At 62.4% G+C, this 16,152-nt stretch carries 17 protein-coding genes and 1 riboswitch; of the genes, 5 read left to right on the top strand and 12 right to left on the bottom strand.

Features of this window, described 5'->3' with window-relative positions; all coding sequences use genetic code 11:
• Position 1: 1 nt before the first annotated feature.
• Both gcvT and ACWFSR_RS03705 read right to left on the bottom strand, forming a co-directional pair.
• The gene (gcvT, locus tag ACWFSR_RS03710; protein WP_447523093.1) at positions 2–1,159 is read right to left on the bottom strand and encodes a glycine cleavage system aminomethyltransferase GcvT; all 1,158 of its coding nucleotides are present in this window, start codon (positions 1,157–1,159) and stop codon (positions 2–4) included.
• A 139-nt stretch (positions 1,160–1,298) separates the two neighbouring features.
• A riboswitch (glycine riboswitch) is annotated at positions 1,299–1,420 on the bottom strand.
• A gap of 151 nt (positions 1,421–1,571) precedes the next feature.
• Positions 1,572–2,003, bottom strand: a complete 432-nt coding sequence (locus tag ACWFSR_RS03705) for an Lrp/AsnC family transcriptional regulator (protein WP_197107398.1) — start codon at positions 2,001–2,003, stop codon at positions 1,572–1,574.
• A 131-nt stretch (positions 2,004–2,134) separates the two neighbouring features.
• On the opposite strand from ACWFSR_RS03705, the gene ACWFSR_RS03700 reads away from it, so the two are divergent.
• Together ACWFSR_RS03700 and ctlX are read left to right on the top strand one after the other, a co-directional pair.
• Positions 2,135–3,166: an ornithine cyclodeaminase gene (locus ACWFSR_RS03700; protein ID WP_197107399.1), complete on the top strand. Its 1,032-nt coding sequence runs from the start codon at positions 2,135–2,137 to the stop codon at positions 3,164–3,166.
• A gap of 7 nt (positions 3,167–3,173) precedes the next feature.
• Positions 3,174–4,166 carry a citrulline utilization hydrolase CtlX gene (gene ctlX, locus ACWFSR_RS03695; RefSeq protein WP_197107400.1) on the top strand — a complete coding sequence of 331 codons (993 nt, stop codon included), beginning with the start codon at positions 3,174–3,176 and terminating at the stop codon, positions 4,164–4,166.
• Between the two features lie 89 nt (positions 4,167–4,255).
• Here the strand turns inward: ctlX and ACWFSR_RS03690 are convergent, their stop codons facing one another.
• Positions 4,256–5,917: a VWA domain-containing protein gene (locus ACWFSR_RS03690; RefSeq protein ID WP_197107401.1), complete on the bottom strand. Its 1,662-nt coding sequence runs from the start codon at positions 5,915–5,917 to the stop codon at positions 4,256–4,258.
• Positions 5,918–6,131: 214 nt separating this feature from the next.
• On the opposite strand from ACWFSR_RS03690, the gene ACWFSR_RS03685 reads away from it, so the two are divergent.
• Positions 6,132–6,296: a hypothetical protein gene (locus tag ACWFSR_RS03685; RefSeq protein ID WP_447523092.1), complete on the top strand. Its 165-nt coding sequence runs from the start codon at positions 6,132–6,134 to the stop codon at positions 6,294–6,296.
• A gap of 94 nt (positions 6,297–6,390) precedes the next feature.
• Here ACWFSR_RS03685 and ACWFSR_RS03680 read toward each other — a convergent pair whose 3' ends face one another.
• From ACWFSR_RS03680 to ACWFSR_RS03670, 3 genes are read right to left on the bottom strand one after another with little or no spacing between them, the layout of a single operon-like run.
• The gene (locus tag ACWFSR_RS03680; protein ID WP_447523091.1) at positions 6,391–6,780 is read right to left on the bottom strand and encodes a PPOX class F420-dependent oxidoreductase; all 390 of its coding nucleotides are present in this window, start codon (positions 6,778–6,780) and stop codon (positions 6,391–6,393) included.
• 21 nt (positions 6,781–6,801) lie between these two features.
• Entirely contained in the window at positions 6,802–7,008 is a 207-nt protein-coding gene (locus ACWFSR_RS03675; protein WP_197107404.1) for a CDGSH iron-sulfur domain-containing protein, read from the bottom strand.
• On the bottom strand, positions 7,005–8,294 hold the full coding sequence (locus ACWFSR_RS03670) for an iron-containing redox enzyme family protein (protein ID WP_447523090.1): 1,290 nt from the start codon (positions 8,292–8,294) through the stop codon (positions 7,005–7,007). Before ACWFSR_RS03670 ends, ACWFSR_RS03675 begins: the two co-directional genes overlap by 4 nt.
• A 295-nt stretch (positions 8,295–8,589) precedes the next feature.
• On the opposite strand from ACWFSR_RS03670, the gene ACWFSR_RS03665 reads away from it, so the two are divergent.
• Positions 8,590–9,942: an MFS transporter gene (locus tag ACWFSR_RS03665; protein WP_447523089.1), complete on the top strand. Its 1,353-nt coding sequence runs from the start codon at positions 8,590–8,592 to the stop codon at positions 9,940–9,942.
• On the opposite strand, the gene ACWFSR_RS03660 is transcribed toward ACWFSR_RS03665, so the two are convergent.
• The 5 genes from ACWFSR_RS03660 to ACWFSR_RS03640 form a co-directional block, all read right to left on the bottom strand.
• A complete protein-coding gene (locus ACWFSR_RS03660) occupies positions 9,927–11,195 on the bottom strand; it encodes a Fic family protein (RefSeq protein ID WP_447523088.1) in 1,269 nt (422 codons plus the stop codon). The two genes, ACWFSR_RS03665 and ACWFSR_RS03660, sit on opposite strands and share 16 nt — an antisense overlap.
• 111 nt (positions 11,196–11,306) lie before the next feature.
• Entirely contained in the window at positions 11,307–12,344 is a 1,038-nt protein-coding gene (locus tag ACWFSR_RS03655) for an LLM class flavin-dependent oxidoreductase (protein ID WP_447523087.1), read from the bottom strand.
• Positions 12,341–13,345 carry a Ppx/GppA phosphatase family protein gene (locus tag ACWFSR_RS03650; protein ID WP_447523086.1) on the bottom strand — a complete coding sequence of 335 codons (1,005 nt, stop codon included), beginning with the start codon at positions 13,343–13,345 and terminating at the stop codon, positions 12,341–12,343. The genes ACWFSR_RS03655 and ACWFSR_RS03650 overlap by 4 nt, the downstream gene beginning before the upstream one ends.
• 55 nt (positions 13,346–13,400) lie before the next feature.
• Positions 13,401–13,889 (bottom strand): SOUL family heme-binding protein, encoded by a 489-nt coding sequence (locus ACWFSR_RS03645; protein WP_197107409.1) that lies wholly within the window; start codon positions 13,887–13,889, stop codon positions 13,401–13,403.
• A 74-nt stretch (positions 13,890–13,963) separates the two neighbouring features.
• Positions 13,964–14,323, bottom strand: a complete 360-nt coding sequence (locus tag ACWFSR_RS03640) for a zinc ribbon domain-containing protein YjdM (protein ID WP_197107410.1) — start codon at positions 14,321–14,323, stop codon at positions 13,964–13,966.
• 181 nt (positions 14,324–14,504) lie between these two features.
• On the opposite strand from ACWFSR_RS03640, the gene ACWFSR_RS03635 reads away from it, so the two are divergent.
• Positions 14,505–15,089, top strand: a complete 585-nt coding sequence (locus tag ACWFSR_RS03635) for a nitroreductase family protein (protein WP_197107411.1) — start codon at positions 14,505–14,507, stop codon at positions 15,087–15,089.
• Here the strand turns inward: ACWFSR_RS03635 and ACWFSR_RS03630 are convergent.
• Positions 15,086–16,105, bottom strand: a complete 1,020-nt coding sequence (locus ACWFSR_RS03630) for a hypothetical protein (protein WP_447523085.1) — start codon at positions 16,103–16,105, stop codon at positions 15,086–15,088. The genes ACWFSR_RS03635 and ACWFSR_RS03630 overlap by 4 nt on opposite strands.
• Positions 16,106–16,152 lie beyond the last annotated feature (47 nt).

Genomic DNA, 16,152 nt, shown 5'->3' with positions numbered 1-16,152 from the left:
ATCAGGCCTCTCTTTTGTAGAAGGGTAGGGAAACAACGGATGCAGCAATGCGACTGCCCCGCACATCAATGTGAAGCTCGGTGCCGACCTCACTCACGTCGGAGTCGACGTAAGCCATAGCGATCGGGTGCCCCAGCGTTGGCGACAGCGCGCCGGAGGTGATGACTCCCACCTCGGTGTCACCGTGAAAAAGAAGGTAGTCAGCGCGACCGGCGCGACGGCCCTCGGCGGCGAGACCGACGAGAACGCGAGCACCGGCATCCGGGCCCGCTTCGATCGCGCTGCGACCGACGAAGTCACCTTCCTTGCTGAGTGCAACAACGCGGCCGAGGCCAGCCTGCACGGGGAAGGTGCCGAGGTTGAGTTCGTGTCCATACAGCGGCATGCCCGCTTCGAGGCGGAGAGTGTCTCGGCACGCGAGACCGGCGGGCACGAGACCGAGAGGTTCGCCGGCAACCGTGAGTGCAGCCCAGAGGTCGGCCGCGGCATCCACGTGAATGTACAGCTCAAAGCCGTCTTCGCCCGTGTAGCCGGTGCGGCCGATAATGAGGTCGGCGCCATTGAAGGTGGCCGCGGTTTCGCGGTAGTACTTGAGTTCGTCGAGCGGTGTCGCAAAGCCGGTGAGCCCCGCGGTCGCCTCGAGGATGGCACGCGAGACCGGCCCCTGAACGGCGATCAGCGCATAGTCGTCGCTCTCATCGGTGACCGCTACGTCAAAGTCGACGGCCCGTTCAGTGAGCGCTGTCGCTGCGGCAAAGCGGTTTCCGGCATTGGCGACAACCAAGAAGTGGTCATCAGCGAGGCGGTAGGTGACGAGGTCATCGATGATGCCGCCTGCTTCGTTGAGCAACAGACTGTACTTGGCCTGCGCAAGAGCGATGCTTGAGAGCTTGCCCGCGAGCGCGTAGTCGAGGTACGCGCCAGCGTCAGCGCCGCGCACGTGAATCTCGGCCATGTGCGAGATGTCGAAAATGCCGGCAGCGGTGCGCACGGCATGGTGCTCGGCGAGGTCGGAGCTGTACCGCACCGGCATCATCCAGCCAGCGAAATCGGTGAACGCAGCACCGAGTTGCTCATGGATGCTGTGCAGCGGTGAATACCTCACCGCGGTGGGCGAAGATTCAGCGGATGAAGCTTCAGAACTTGATACATCGGTCACGGAGTTCTCCTGGCGCATGGGCTAGTGAATAGAACTCCCCCTCTGTGATGAGCCTGAGAGCTTCACACGCTAAACGCTAGCGAGCTTTCACCGTCGGCGGAACCTCAGGGTGATGCGAGGTTCTCTTTCCAGAGTGGCCAAGTGCGATGCGGTACATGAACCTGAGAGATTGGCGGGGAGGCTTGCTCCTTCGGTGCCGGCCTGGCGCCTGCCAATTTCTGTTGACTAGCGCTAGATGCCCGGCTCTCCCGCATCGTGTTGCGGCCCGATGTTCAGTTGTGAGTTCAGCATAGCAATGCGGGGCGGATGCTCGCGCCGATGAGCACGCCGAGAGCGAGCAATTCGTGCCCTTTCGGCCGACTGGTGCTCGGGTGGTCTACAGCAGCGACGCGGATGGGCATCAGCGGTCGGTCTAGAGAAGTGCTGAGCTGAGCAACAAACTGGTTTCGCTGTTCACGACACCCTCCACATTGCGCATGCGGGCCAAGACACGGTCAAAGTTGCTCAGGCTGTCGGTGCGGATGTCGGCGACCAGATCCCACGCGCCATTGGTGGTGTGGAGTTCATGGATCTCGGGCAGACCGCGCAGCTGGCTGATCACGGAATCCGTCGATCGCCCTTCTACCTCGACAAAGGCAATCGCCCGGATGAAAGAAGGGTCGCGGTCTTCTCTAATGCGGATCGAGAACCCGAGAACCGTGCCGTTGCTCACGAGGCGATCGATACGGCTTGTGACGGTCGCGCGCGTGACGTTAAGTCGACGCGAGAGGCTCGCCACTGACTCGCGCGCATCAGCTCGAAGGGCGGCTAAGAGGCGGCGATCAAGGTCATCTAAGTCAGACATGAACAAATTGTACAATTTTGCCTCCCATTATGCATAGTTATTGGCCGGAAATAGGGTTGACTGGGAGTTGTAGGTACATAGTGCATATTCGTAACGTAGGAAGCTCTAATACCGCAACGAAAGGAGTGACCATGGTTCACTACGTAGACGTCAACAACATGCGCCGCTGGATTGCCGACACCGGCATCGAGCCGATCATTATGGGCATCGTGGGTTACCTCGAACAGGATTATGCCAAGTGGCCCCAGTTCGACAAGTCACCTCGCGTTGCCGCCCACTCCCCCGAAGGCGTCATCGAATTGATGCCGACGAGCGATGGCGAAACGTACGGCTTCAAGTACGTCAACGGCCACCCTTCCAACCCTGCACTGGGCTTCCAGACCGTCACCGCGCTCGGCATGCTCGCTCGCGTCGACAACGGCTACCCCACGTTCTTCTCGGAGATGACCCTGCTCACGGCATTGCGCACCTCTGCGACCTCCGTCATGGCGGCGCGCGCCTTGGCTCGCCCCGACTCGAGCGTTCTCGCCCTCATCGGCACCGGCACTCAGTCGGAGTTCCAGGCACTCGGCTTCCGCGCCGGCCTCGGCATCACGAGCCTGCGCGTCTGGGACACCGACCCCGCTGCGATGGACAAGTTCATTCGCAACGTTGAGCCACTCGGTTTCGACATCGTGCGCGCAACCTCAGCAGCAGACGCTGTTGCGGGCGCCGACATCGTCACGACCTGCACCGCAGACAAGAAGAACGCGACGATTCTCACCGCCGACATGATCGAACCCGGAATGCACCTCAACGCCATTGGCGGAGACTGCCCGGGCAAGACAGAGCTCGAAGAGGCCATCGTGCGCAACTCGACCGTGTTTGTCGAGTTCCCGGAGCAGACCCGCATCGAGGGTGAGATCCAGCAGCTTGAAGCTGACTCCCCCATCACCGAGCTGTGGGAAGTGCTCGCTGGGACCGCAACTGGCCGCACGTCTGCCGAAGAAGTAACCCTCTTCGACTCCGTTGGCTTCGCAATCGAAGACTTCTCGGCCCTGCGCTATGTCTTCGATGCCGTGCGCGACACCGACTACGCCACCGACCTTGACCTCATTGCCGACCCGGCAGACCCCAAGGACCTGTTCTCGCTCGTATCGCGCGTTCCTGCGCTGACCGCATAAACCACCGGTGAGCGTTCAAGCCCCGACGGCCGCTGTTCTCATCCGCCCTCACCGGTTCACACCGAATAGCCAAACTGCGGGCGACAATGCCTTCCAGTCAACGGATCCCAGCCGAACCCCGGATGAGATCGCTCGCGCCGCGTACGACGAATCCACCCAGGTGGCCGAGACGTTGCGTGACGCGGGCGTGAACATCCACGTGTTCGAGGATGAGGAGAGCACGCGCCCCGACAGTGTGTTCCCGAACAACTGGTTCTCGACACACAGTGGTGGCCGCGTTGCCGTGTACCCGATGTATGCGCCGAACCGCCGCACGGAACGACGCACCGATGTCATCGAGATGTTGAAGCACGACTTTCGGGTGCAGGATGTTGTCGACTATTCCGGCCTGGAACACGACGGCATCTACCTCGAGGGCACCGGCGCGATGGTCATCGACCACACCAACCGGGTGGCGTATGCGGCTGAGTCGCACCGCGCCAACCCGCTCGCGTTAGAGCGGTTCTGCGCTTCGTTTGGCTACGAGCCGATGATGTTTGAGGCCCGCGATAGCCACGGTGTGCCGATTTATCACACCAACGTCATGATGTGCATCGCGACGGATTTCGCCATGATCGGTCTCGACCTGATCGCCTCGGGAGACCGCCGGATGGAGATGGCTGAACGCTTGACCGCTCCGGGCCGCACTCTGATCGACCTCACGGCTGATCAGATTGCGAACTTCGCGGGCAACGCTCTCGAGCTGAAGACTCCGAACGGCCGCATCTTGGCACTCTCTACCCGGGCACTCGCGAGCCTCACGCCGGCTCAGCGCTCGGTGATCGAAGCGAGTTGCGAGATCGTGCCGCTGGATATTCCGACGATTGAGTTGGCTGGTGGTTCTGTGCGCTGCATGGTGGCCGGCATCCACTTGGATCGTCGTTCACGCATGGCGGCCGATGTTGCCGCCGGCGTTCCTGCTGCCGGCGCTGCCGAAGCAGCCCCGACAGCAGGCGCCTAGCCAATCTGTGGCGGAAGCGGGTCCCTCCGCTTTCGCCGCAGACCGCAGCAACCTGCGACACCGGTGGTGCCGCAGGTGCTGGGCGTTCGCTAACTGCAGTTCGGGCGGCAGTCGCGCTGTGACAACGCCTCGAGCATCACATTGCTGAGCTCGGTGGGGTTGTTTGCTTGGTAGGCCGTTCCACCGGTGACCTGGGCGATCTTTCGCATCGCCTCGACGTCGGTGTCTGGCCCAATTCCGACGAGCACCACGGGAACGGGCTCGTCGGTGTTCTTGTCAATCATCGCGTTCAGTTCGTCGACCAGCTTCTCCAAGGAGATGCCGTTGTCGTCTTCGTTGCGACCGTCAGTGATGAGGATCACCGAGTTGACTTTGTCGGGGTTGAAGTCTTCGCGCACGTGCGTCACCGCAGCCAGAACGGTGTCGTTGAGGCCGGTGTAGCCGTTGATGCGCGACGGGAGTGTGTCGATGATCGCCTGAAGGCTCTCGACATGCTCGGGGTCATTCATCGAGCGGATGCCCGCGACGTCTTCCCAGTCTTCAGTGCCGACTCGCTCCTTGGAGAAGAGCCACATGCCCAGCTCGTCATCCTCCGAGAGAGTGCTGAAGGCATCCTCCGCGGAGTTTTGGAACATCTCAATGCGGCGCTGACCATCCCAGGCCCGCTCAAGCATGGAACCTGAGACGTCAACGACGGTGAGGATGCGCGAGCGAAGGTTGAGGGCGTTCCAGTTGCGCAGGATGCCGACGAGTTCGTCGGTGTCTCCGACGGTCTTGGTGGCCACCGGGGCTGCGATGACACCGGACGCGAGGATCTCCCCCTCACCGGCGTTGTCGCGGAAGCCTTCGGCGTTCAAAACCTGAGATGAGCCTCGAACGAGGTCAGCAAATTCCTCGAGGAGTTTCGTGCGGGAGGTCTCAAGCTCGGCGAGTTCTGTGCGCTCTTCTTCCGTCATCCGTGACGCTTCGAGCTCGGTGACTCCCGAGCTATCAACCACCACAAAGGGGTAGGTGAGGGCAACGGTACCTTCGGACGGATAGAGCGCCACCAGAGGCTCGTCAGGGCTGGACGCGTTGTGTTCCACAATCTCGCGCTCGGTCGCGAGCGCAACCATGCGGGAGTCGGAGATCTGGAGCTCGGTGAACGCTGCCTTCGTGGAATCGGGAATTGAGCGCCCCAGATTCATCAGCACTCGATCGAAGTCAGCAGGGTCGGTGTCTGCGGCAAGGTCATTGAGCGTAGCCAGCGCGATCATGCTCGCTGATGACGACTCGGGATCGGGCAGCAACGTGCGGTAGCGGCCGTCGAGGATTGCACCCCAGCCCACCTCTGACGCTTCGAACTCCGCGACCTTCACGGCCGGGGTTGCCAGCACAAGCGGGCTCGAGGCGATCGAATCCCACTCCTGAATCTTGGGGATTTCGCGGCCGAGAGCAGTCGCTGTGCTCTCCACTCGGTTGAGCCAGATCGGCGAATCAGGGATCCAGGCGTCGGCACCAGTGGACGTGCCAGATGCCAGCAACGCGGCAGTATCAGCGGAGCGCTGCGTCACGATCTTGACGGAGAGGCACTGGCCAACGTGCTCAGCGTTGAAAGCATTCGCAACCGTTTGGACGGTCGACGAGATGGTGGGATCGGTGACGACGACGAGTTCGGTTGCGTTCGGGCATCCGAAAGTCTGGGCCACAAAATCGTCGAGCTTGTTCTGGGCGGCCAGCGCTACGAGAGCGCCACCACCGGCGAGGGACAAAGTGAGCAGGGTTGCGAGGGCGGGTGTACTAGCGCGGAGGAACCAGGATTTAATTGTTCTGGAACGGTGGCGAGGTCGGGACACAGGGGGACTCCATCGATCACGGGTGCTCATGGTTTCGGGGGAACCACAAGTTGACCCCCTTTCGGGGGTCTACACAATAGTGACACAATTTCGCGTCAGTGAAACGGTTACCTACAGGCTTTTCTCACTTATGCGATCGAAAACTGCCGATGTCACCACAAAGGCGCGCACAATCGAGCCCCTGCGCAACAATGCGTCGTCGCTCAATCAGAGCGCTGGCAGCTGCATCGCGCACCACAACAACTTCACGCCCGCCACAACAGCCTCACGCCCGCCACGACAAAAGCGCACCTAGCCAGCTTTCGTGACTTCGTAGTCAAAAGGATCGGATTCGAGACTCATCGAGTCGTATACGGATGCCGCCAGCGGAGTGCGCGTCGCCGCAGACTCTAGAGCCGAATCTCGAGTGCCACAGACTGCCCCGCAGTGCCACGGACCTTTTGCGCGAAACGAATCGCGGTGTACTTGGCACCGTATTTTTTCTTCAAGGCCGCATCCATGGCATCCAACGTCACCGTGTCGTCGCGCACGGTTGCCGTTGCCGGCACCGCAACGGCTCCTTCGGCAATGTTGCCGCGCATATCGCAGGGCGTGACCTCGACCCGAGGGGTGTGCCGCACCCGCTTCACCTTGCCTGAGGAGGGCGCCGTCGTGACGAACAATCGGTCCCGGTCGGCGACCACCCACACCGGTGTCGACACCGGCTCCCCTGACTTGCGGAAGGTAGTGACAGAGACATAGGTCTCGGTGGCGAGTGTGGAAAAGTCAGCGGCAGTCATGCGCCCATTATCCCCGTGGCACTACGCCTTGAAGTTGATCAGCTTGTGAGTGCCGTCACAAAACGGCTTTATTGCCGAGACCCCACATCGACAAAGAGCAACCGTTGTGCGTGTCTGCTCAATAGCTTCACCGTCGGAGGAGCGCAGGTCAATCTCGCCGCGGACGAGCAGTGGCCCGTTGGTGCAGGCCACTATCTCAACGTCATCTTTACTCTCTGACGAACTCATCGGCCCGCTCCCGCGCTCGTGATCGATGCGGAGGACGCGGGATCATCGCCCCTACCGGTGAGCACTGCGTCGAAGGGGAAAGGCTTACGCAGCGACGACTCTCCGGCCATCCACGACTCGAGGATGTGCTCGCCTACCCAGTCGTCGATCAGCAGGCACGCACGGGCACCGAAGAAGATCTCGCTGAGCAAGGCCGGCTCGCTCTCGGCAAGCCCGCCGGCGAGGTCGCGGGCGGCAATTTGCTCGTGAACGGCATCCGCTTCAACGTGTTCGTCGAAGTACTCGGTGACGTTCTTGCCGAAACCTAATCGACGAAAACCGCGGGCGTAGAGCCCGTTGGGAATCGACGATGTCATTTCGAATGCCGCCAGATGCCCTGCGATCGCGCCCCGGAGACGGCGATTCATGCCGAACAGAGAAATCATGTTGAACGAGGCGAGCGTGATGGCCGGGGCGAAATTAACATAGGTGCCGTAGCGAGAGTCGAGCCCAATGCCCCTCATCGATCGCGCGAACAACTCCGAGTGCATCCGCTCGCGTCGACCGTTGCCGTATTCGTCCGCCTGGATTTCCACGAGCGCAGCCTTCGCCCGCCCGGTAAGTCTCGGGATCGCCCACGAGTGTGGATCGGCCTCTTTCAGCGTGTACACGGAGCGCTGCACCATGAACTCGACGGCCTGTTCGCGGGTAAGACTCTTCGCGACGTGGCGCGAGAGACTCGGTCCGGCATCCGGATCAGGAGCAGTGAGGGCGAAAAGCGCCTTCGCGACATCTTCTGCCGCAGCGTTGGGGAGCTCTGGCGTGGGCACTAGGCGTCGGAGCTGGCCTTCGAACGCTCGTTCCAGCTCAAGGCGAGCGGCGATGGTATCGACATGCCATTCCCATTGGTCACCGTTTTCGACGACGCGGCCGTAGTACAGACCGTAAAGAAGGTAGAGGGCAAGCTGCACGTCGTCATCACGCACTAGGTCGCGCCCGCTCTCGATAGCCGCGGTCACTTCGTCGGCAAGACCGTTGATCGTGTGAGGTGGCGACTGGCTCGCGAAAGCGTCGATGAGCAGCGAGCTGATCGGGCCGCGAGGCTCAATCTCCTCGTCGTGCCAATTTTCGCAGAGAGCGCTGGCTGCATCTGGAATGGTGTTGGGGACTACTGCGGGTGCGTCGTAACCTGCGCCGTTGTGGGGTGCGGTTTCGTGCGCTGGAGAGTTCTCCGTGGGGTGCATCATGACCTCTCCGATCGTGTCGAAGCCCTGAGAGCGGGCACCCGATTGCCCGCTCAGCTTCATTGGTGAACTTATGTTGCCAACCGTTTCGGGCGCCGTCAACGCAATTGCCGCGCTCCCAAATATTTCTCAGTAAGCTCACCGAGAACGCTCAACTGATAGGTCTACCGGTGGATGCCGCGGCGGCGAGCAGCCGGCACGTTGGGTCACTGCTGCTCGCGAGCCGACGCTGCTGCGGCGCGCGAGTGCTATGTTGTTGCACGTCCCCACGGGAGCCCACAGGCAAGGGCTGAGAGGAAGCTGACGCAGCTTCGACCGTTGAACCTCCCGGGTAATGCCGGCGAAGGAAGTACGGCTCATGCGCCCCACTAGCTCGTCCCCCGCTGTCTCTGTTGCTGCAACCGACTCTGCTGCTCCGCTCGGCACCCGCCGTGCAGTGCGCGGCGGCATCTTCGGCAACTATGTCGACCAGTTCGACATCTTCTTGCCGGTCATCGCCCTGGCCCCGGCATCCGCTCAGCTGTTTGGCTCGGACAATCTGGTCGGGAACGCAGGCCTGATCTTCGTCGCAACCCTGCTGGGGCGCCCGATCGGGGCGGCGATCTTCGGATCGATCTCTGACCGCATCGGGCGAACGGCAACCACGAAAGTTGCTCTGCTCGGTGTCGCGCTCACGACGCTGCTGATCGCGCTCGTTCCCGATCACACGGTGCTGGGCAGCGGCACGCTGGCCGCGATTTTGCTGCTGCGGTTTGTCGGCGGCATCTTCCTGGGCGGCGAATACACCTCCGCCATTCCGCTCGCGATGGAATGGTCGCGGCCCGAACGGCGCGGCCTCGTCAGCGGCCTCATCATGTGGATGTCGCCCTGGGCCAACGCGTCGATCGCGGGCATGGTGTTCGTGCTGCAGAGCGTGCTCGACGCCGCCGCCTATAGCCAGTGGGGCTGGCGAACGCTCTTCATTCTGGGCTCGCTGCTCGCCTTCACCATGCTGTTCTACTACCGTGCGCGGGTCGAAGAGTCGCCGCAGTGGCAACGTCCATTGCAGCGCACTAGCCCGTTGAAAGAGATTCTCGTCGGCCGCCACCGCCGTGCGCTCTGGCAAGTGTTCATCATGATGAGCGGGCTCTGGTTGCTGACCAACATGGCGATTCCGGTGATGGCCGGACAACTCGGTTCCGGCGCAGGGGCGCTGGGCGCGACAGGGACACTGGATGGTCGAACCCTGTCATTCGCGATGATGATCGGCACCGCGGCATCCGCTCTCACCATGGCAGCCTGCGGTCACCTCTCGACCTTCACCGGACGGCGACGCTTCTTTATAGGTTTTGGGCTATTGACTGCCGTGGCCGGACCGCTCGCGTTTCTCGCGGTGTTTGCGGCACCCAGCCTGGGGCAGCTCGTGCTCGGAGTAGTCGCGCTTCAAGTCGTGACGGTGTCGGCGTACGGGCCAGTCGGGGCGTACCTCGTGGAGCGGTTCCCCACTTCGGTGCGCGCGAGCGGGTACGGGGTCGGGTACAGCCTGTCAATCGTGATTCCCGCGCTCTACCCGTACTACCTGCCCGCGATGCAAGGCGTGTTGGGGCAGCAGGGTGCGGTTGCGGCGTTGCTCGCACTCGGCGGGGTGCTGATTGCTGTGGGGGCGTTTCTGGGGCCGGAGACGGCGGGGGTTGATCTTGACGGTGAGTCGCAGCCTCAGTTGCGCAGCTGACCCACTGCATCGACGTCGGGGGCGGCCGGCGCATGGCGGGGCTTACCGTCGGAGGTGTCCCCGCCCCCGATTCGATTGCTGCGTTCGGTGAGCGCAACGAGTCCGAGGTGTCGGTCCGAGGTCCAGCACACCAGTCGCCCTTTGTGATCCTTGGTGCGAGACAGGATGCCCGCCTCACCGAGTTGGTTGAGAGCGCCCTGTGCGGCGACCGTCGAGACTCCATAGGTTGCTGCGACCCGCTCTGCTGTCAGAACAGGTTCGGATGCGAGATTCTTGAGCACACTCACAACGACGGCTCCCCGCCGTGGTTGCGCTGGCGACAGCCCGCTCTCGGTTCGAAAAGCGAAAAGCTGATCGAGCAGTACGCCGTCGAGCTGCGTGATGTCTTGGGCGAGTTCGACGGCGTTGGACGCAGCCTGCTCGGCCGCACGCGAGAATCCGACAATCCAATCATCGACACGATCTGCCCGGAAATCGGTGAGGCCGTCGATGTAGGAGTCTTTGTTGCCGGCGAAAACGGTGGAGATCGGCACGAGAATGTTGCGCAGGGCATCCGACCGCTTCAGCACCGTGTGGATGAGAGCTCGGCCCGTGCGACCGTTGCCATCGATAAAAGGGTGAATGGTTTCGAACTGAGCGTGGGCGAGCGCCGCCCGAACGACAGGGTTGCCTTCAGTGGCGCTGACAAACTGGGCAAGGTTATCGAGCAATCGGCGCACCTCAGTTTCGGGAGGCGGCACGAACTCTGCCCTCAGCGGCGACCAGCCATTTCCGCCGACCCAGTTTTGCTCGCGACGGATCCCAGCCGGGAGGGACGGCTCGATAACGTGTTGCAGATGTTCGATGTCAGAGACGCTGACCGGCCTCGTGCGGTCAGCCAGCACATCGATCGACTCTTCCGTTGCTCTCACGTTTGCAATCACGTCGAGGGCAACGCTCTTGCCCTGGTGCAATACTTCGGCGATCGCAAGTTTTTTGGGAGTGACCCGGTTTCCTTCAATCCACGACGAAGAGATACTTTCGGACCGGATCAGGAGATGGTTGAGGTATCGACTTTTCGCGCCAATGCGTTCGTCTGCCCGCGCGAGAACGGCGAGGGCATCCGTTGCCGCCTGGCTTGCTTCATCGGAAATTCGTGGGAGCACTAAATCTAGCTCGTCGGGAACGAACGCACGAAACGTGCCAGCTGCGCGGTCTTTGCGGCTCAACCCAGCGCCATCTTGTGGATTCCACAGCAGATCGACGTAGTACATGGTGGCCACCTAAGGTTCGCGAATGGGGCGATAAAATAAGTTTAGTGCATCTAACCTTATTTTAGGCGTCGTCGCGAGTGACGGGTCTACGCCGTCGAAGAGGTCGGATTCTCAGGCGACCGAAGGCGCGCTCTCCGCATCGACCACGGGCATCACGTGCTTCACGAGCGCCTCGAGAATACGAGTGTTGAACTCGACCCCGAGCTGGTTGGGCACGGTAACCAACAGGGTGTCGGCGGCCTGCACTGCCGCATCGCGTGCGAGCTCGGCGGCGATCACATCGGGGGCTCCGATATAGGAGCGGCCGAAACGAGAGCGTGAACCGCCGAGCATGCCGACTTGATCGCGCTGCTCGACCTGACCCTGGATGCCAAAGTAGTACTCGGTCTCGTCATCAATGATGGGCAGGATGCTGCGGCTCACCGAAACCCGTGGTGCACGGTCGTGGCCGGCACTCGCCCACGCATCCCGGAACATCGCAATCTGTTCGGCCTGCAGCTCATCGAAGGGAACTCCGGTGTCTTCGGTGAGAAGCGTCGAACTCATCAGGTTCATCCCTTGCTCCGCCGTCCAGATGGCTGTGGCGCGGGTGCCTGCGCCCCACCAGATGCGTTCACTGAGTCCGGGCGCCTGCGGCTGAATCGGCTGCAGAGCGCTCGTGCCAATCATCTGCGGATTGCCGGGAGCGAGCCCTTCGCCCGCGATCGCACGGCGAAACTTATCCATGTGGGCGCGAGCCATGTCGGCATCGCTCTCTCCCGCTGCCGGTTCGTAACCGAAAGCGCGCCATCCGTCGATCACCGTTTCGGGTGAGCCTCGGCTGATGCCTAGCTGCAGTCGTCCCGCGGAAATGAGATCTGCTTGCGCCGCTAGTTCTGCCATGGCCAGAGGGTGCTCGTAGCGCATGTCGATGACGCCGGTACCGAGCTCGATGGTGCTGGTGCGGGCAGCCGCGGCGGAGAGCAACGGCCACGGCGATGCATGCTGGCGCGCGAAATGGTGCACTCGAAAGTAGGCACCGTCGACGCCGACTTCCTCTGCCGCAACGGCGAGCTCCACTGCCTGCAGCAGCGCGTCAGCTCCAGTGCGAGTGCGCGACCCCTCAACGTCTTGCCAGTGCCCGAAAGAGAGGAACCCAAGTTTTGTCATACCGGCGAAACCGGTGACTCGGGCGCGCTATTCCCGAGCGAGAGGGCAACGCCGTCGAGGATGTCGTGCTCGCTCGTCGTGACCCACTCGAGCGGGTGACCTGCTGCAGCCGCCGCCTCCGCCACTCGGTGAAGAACCGTGGCCCAGATGATGGCGCCGGAGGCAATCACGTCGACGCGGCCAGGGTGCATGTAGGGCAAGGCTTCGCGTTCGGCGCGGGGCATGAGGGTAAGCGCTTCGCAGGAACGGAGCACCGCGGCGAGAGGCAAGCGGCTGCCGCTGATCGCGACCGGGTCGTAGCTCGTGAGGCCGAGGGCGTGCGCGGTGATTGTGGTGACGGTGCCCGCGACTCCGATGACCTCGGTGGCCTGTGAAAGATCGACAGTTGCGGTTGCGATGTCGAGCGCTGCGACAACGTCGCTACGGATGGCGGCGAGCTCAGATTCGGAGGGCGGGTCGCTCGTGATGTTGCGCTCCGCCAAGCGCACGCAGCCAACATCCATCGAATATGCCGCTTCAGGGATGTTGTCACCGATCACAAGCTCAGTGGAGCCGCCGCCGAGGTCAACGACGAGGTGTTGGGGCGTTAGCGCGCCGTTGGTTACGGCATTTGGCTCGGGTGCGGGCAACGCCGTGAGCGCTCCGCGGAACGACAGCGCGGCTTCTTCGGTTCCGGCAATCACTTCGACCGGCACGCCCAGAATCGCGACGACCGCGTCGGTGAACTCGGCACGGTTGGCGGCATCCCGTGTGGCAGAGGTAGCGACGAAACGGATGCGCTCGGCACCGTGCTCGCGGCACAGATCAGCGTAGCGGCGCACGGCCGCGATGGTGCGGTCGAGCGCGGCCTGGCTGAACTGGCCGGTGCGGTCGACGCCCTCCCCCAGACGCACGACTTCGAGGGTGCGCAGCACATCGGTCAGCCCGCCGTGCCCGTCGAGGTCGGCGATGAGCAGGCGGATCGAGTTGGTTCCGCAATCGATGGCGGCGACTCGGGTCATGAGTTCTCCAGAAGTGCGGTGGTGGAGCTAGTAGGTGGGGACTAGCGGGCGCGGACTAGCGAACGACGACGAGGGCTTCGTTGCGTTTCAAAAATCCCGGCTTCCACGGTGGGTCGTAGCGGGCGAAGTACACGGCACCCAAGGGTGCGACGCAGTCACGGTTGAGGGCAGCGAGCAGAGCATCCGCATTCTGTTGGTATTTCTCTTCGTTGGAACCACCGCTAAATCGCCGCGCGGCCACCCGCTGCTCGGGAACCTCGGTCGTGCGCACGGTGGCGTCACGAGGGGCGGGAACGCTCGTTGCTCCGGCAGGCATCACAAAACTCACGGTGTATTTCTTCGATTCTCCGGGAGCCTGAATGACCGGCGCTGTCATGGAAATGTTCGATGCGCTGATGTACCGGATGAGCGGACGAAATCCTTGATTGCCGGCCTCAAAGAACGAACCGTCGGCATCCACCTGCGCCAGAATGTGCGCCGGATACAGCCGCACTTCGTAACCATCATGCTCAGAAATCACGGTGTACGGCTGCTTTTCGGTCATGCCGTCACCCTACGCCTGCGCGCCTTGAACGAGCCTGACGATTCACCGTGCAGGAAGCCCTCAGTCGCGGGAGCCTAAACCTTCTTGACGACGCTCGACTTGAGCTGCATCTGCCCGAAACCGTCGACCTTGCAGTCGATGTCGTGGTCGCCAACACCATCAACGAGGCGGATGTTGCGCACCTTCGTTCCGACCTTGATCGACGTGGGGCTGCCCTTGACCTTGAGGTCCTTGACGATGCTCACCGTGTCGCCATCGGCGAGGGGCGTGCCGAATGCGTCCTTGATGACTGCGGCGTTTTGTTCTGCTTCGGCAGCGGCATCCGCTTCACTCGGCGACCACTCGTGCGCGCACATCGGGCACACCAGCAGCGAGCCCATTTCGTAGGCGAGGTCGCTTGAGCAGTTCGGGCAGAGGGGTAGAGCGTCAGACATAAGGCACTTTCGGCTAGGCACCAATCGGGCTGGCGCAGCGCTGAACTAGTCGCTAATGGTCAATTTTACCTGATTGCACCGTTGCAGATTAGCGAGCCGATCTGGAATACGACCGGCCACGCTCACGTTGCACCCCACGACATCGCAGATCGACTCTGTTCAGCTTCTGAAAGGCCTCTTCATGACCATGCTTCACGACCGTCTCGCCGCGACCGACTCCCCCATCCTTGATGTGCTTGCCGAACGGTGGAGCCCCCGCCACTTCGATGCCACCGCACCGCTCGATGAGGCGGCGCTGCAGAATGCTCTCGAAGCTGCTCGCTGGGCACCCTCGGCATACAACAGCCAGCCCTGGCGCGTCGTCGTCGCCCGTCGTGGAACCCCGCAACACGACGCCATCGTTTCCTCACTTATCGCGTTCAACCAGTCGTGGGCCGGGTCCGCATCAGCACTACTCGTCTTCCTGACGGAACACCACAACCCCGAGGGCAAGCCGCAGCCGACAGCCCTCTACGACACCGGCCAGGCCGTCGCCTACTTCACGATCCAGGCTCAGAGCCACGGACTGTTCAGCCACCAGATGTCAGGGTTCGACCCGGATGCCGCAGCAGCGGCCCTCGACATCGACCCCCACTTCACCCCCACCACGGTCATGGCCGTTGGCGCACTGGGTGACCCCGCGGAAATGACCGACGTCATCCGCGAGCGCGAAACCGCACCCCGCGCACGACGCGCCGCCGCAGAGTCGGTACTCGTTAACGCCTAAGGCTTGATGTCGCCCGCGATCAGTTCACGCAGCGCGGTCACGATGCCATTCTTCACGTCGGCCGACAGGTGCGAGACAAGGACGTGGGCGACGCCCGGCTCGGTAATGATGGCCGTCGCTTTGTCATCCAGCTTGATGGATGCCGGGTCGATTGCACTGCGGTGCGATACGACCGGTTCTTCCATCAGGTCACACGAGCGAACCGCGACATCGGTGACGACAATGCCGTACACGCCGGCGAAGGTTTTATCGAGCGATGCGAACGCTATGGTCTCGCCGCCGCCCAAGCCGATCTTGGGGCCGAACTTCTTGATCATCTTGGCGAGGCGCGGGTCATCGGCCAGCAATACATCGCTACGGATGCCGAGCTCTGCCAGCCGCGGAACCAGCTCAGCAGCAGTCGCGTTCTCAGTCTCGTCCTCGCCCGGCTCACCCGCGACGGCGAGCCCGAGCGCCTGCGAGAGCTGCACGACGCTCCTCACGGCATCCTCGAGAAGCTGAGTGAGCCGGAACTCTGGAGAGTGGCCCTCAACCGAGTCGGCTCCGATGAGCTTCACCATGTCTGACCAGTCGAAGGCACTGCCAACGGAACTGATCAGGGCATGACTGGAGGCGACCGGATCTGCCGAGGTGACGGGCAGCATCCGATAGTTGGGAAGCTCACGCCCGAACACTCCCGCGAACTTGTCTTGAATAACGATGCGCTGATCGGTCACGAGAAAACCCAGAGTCTGGCGCTTTCGTGTGAAGCGATTCATGGCGTGGTAGCCGACAAACAGCAGCGGCACCTCGTTCGGTCGCGGAGCATCCGCAAGCAACAGCTGCTCGACAGCATCGTCGAAGACTCGAGCAGCGTCGTCAAAGACCGGGTGGTCTTTCTGGCCGGGAAGGAACACCACCGGCTGCAGATCAGACGCAAGGTCCTTGGCCCACAGCGAGAGCCGGGCAGCGATCGTGTTCGTCGCCGAGCGGTGGGCCGCGGGAATGTCGCGAAGGTACTCTTCCGCTGTCGTCATGAACTGGTTCCTTTCGAAGGCCGGCAGGTTGTGCGACTAGTCGCGGA

The sequence above is a fragment of the Salinibacterium sp. NYA9b genome (assembly GCF_976973725.1).
The sequence above is the reverse complement of the archived record's forward strand: the minus strand, read 5'-3'. Positions and strand labels throughout refer to the sequence as shown.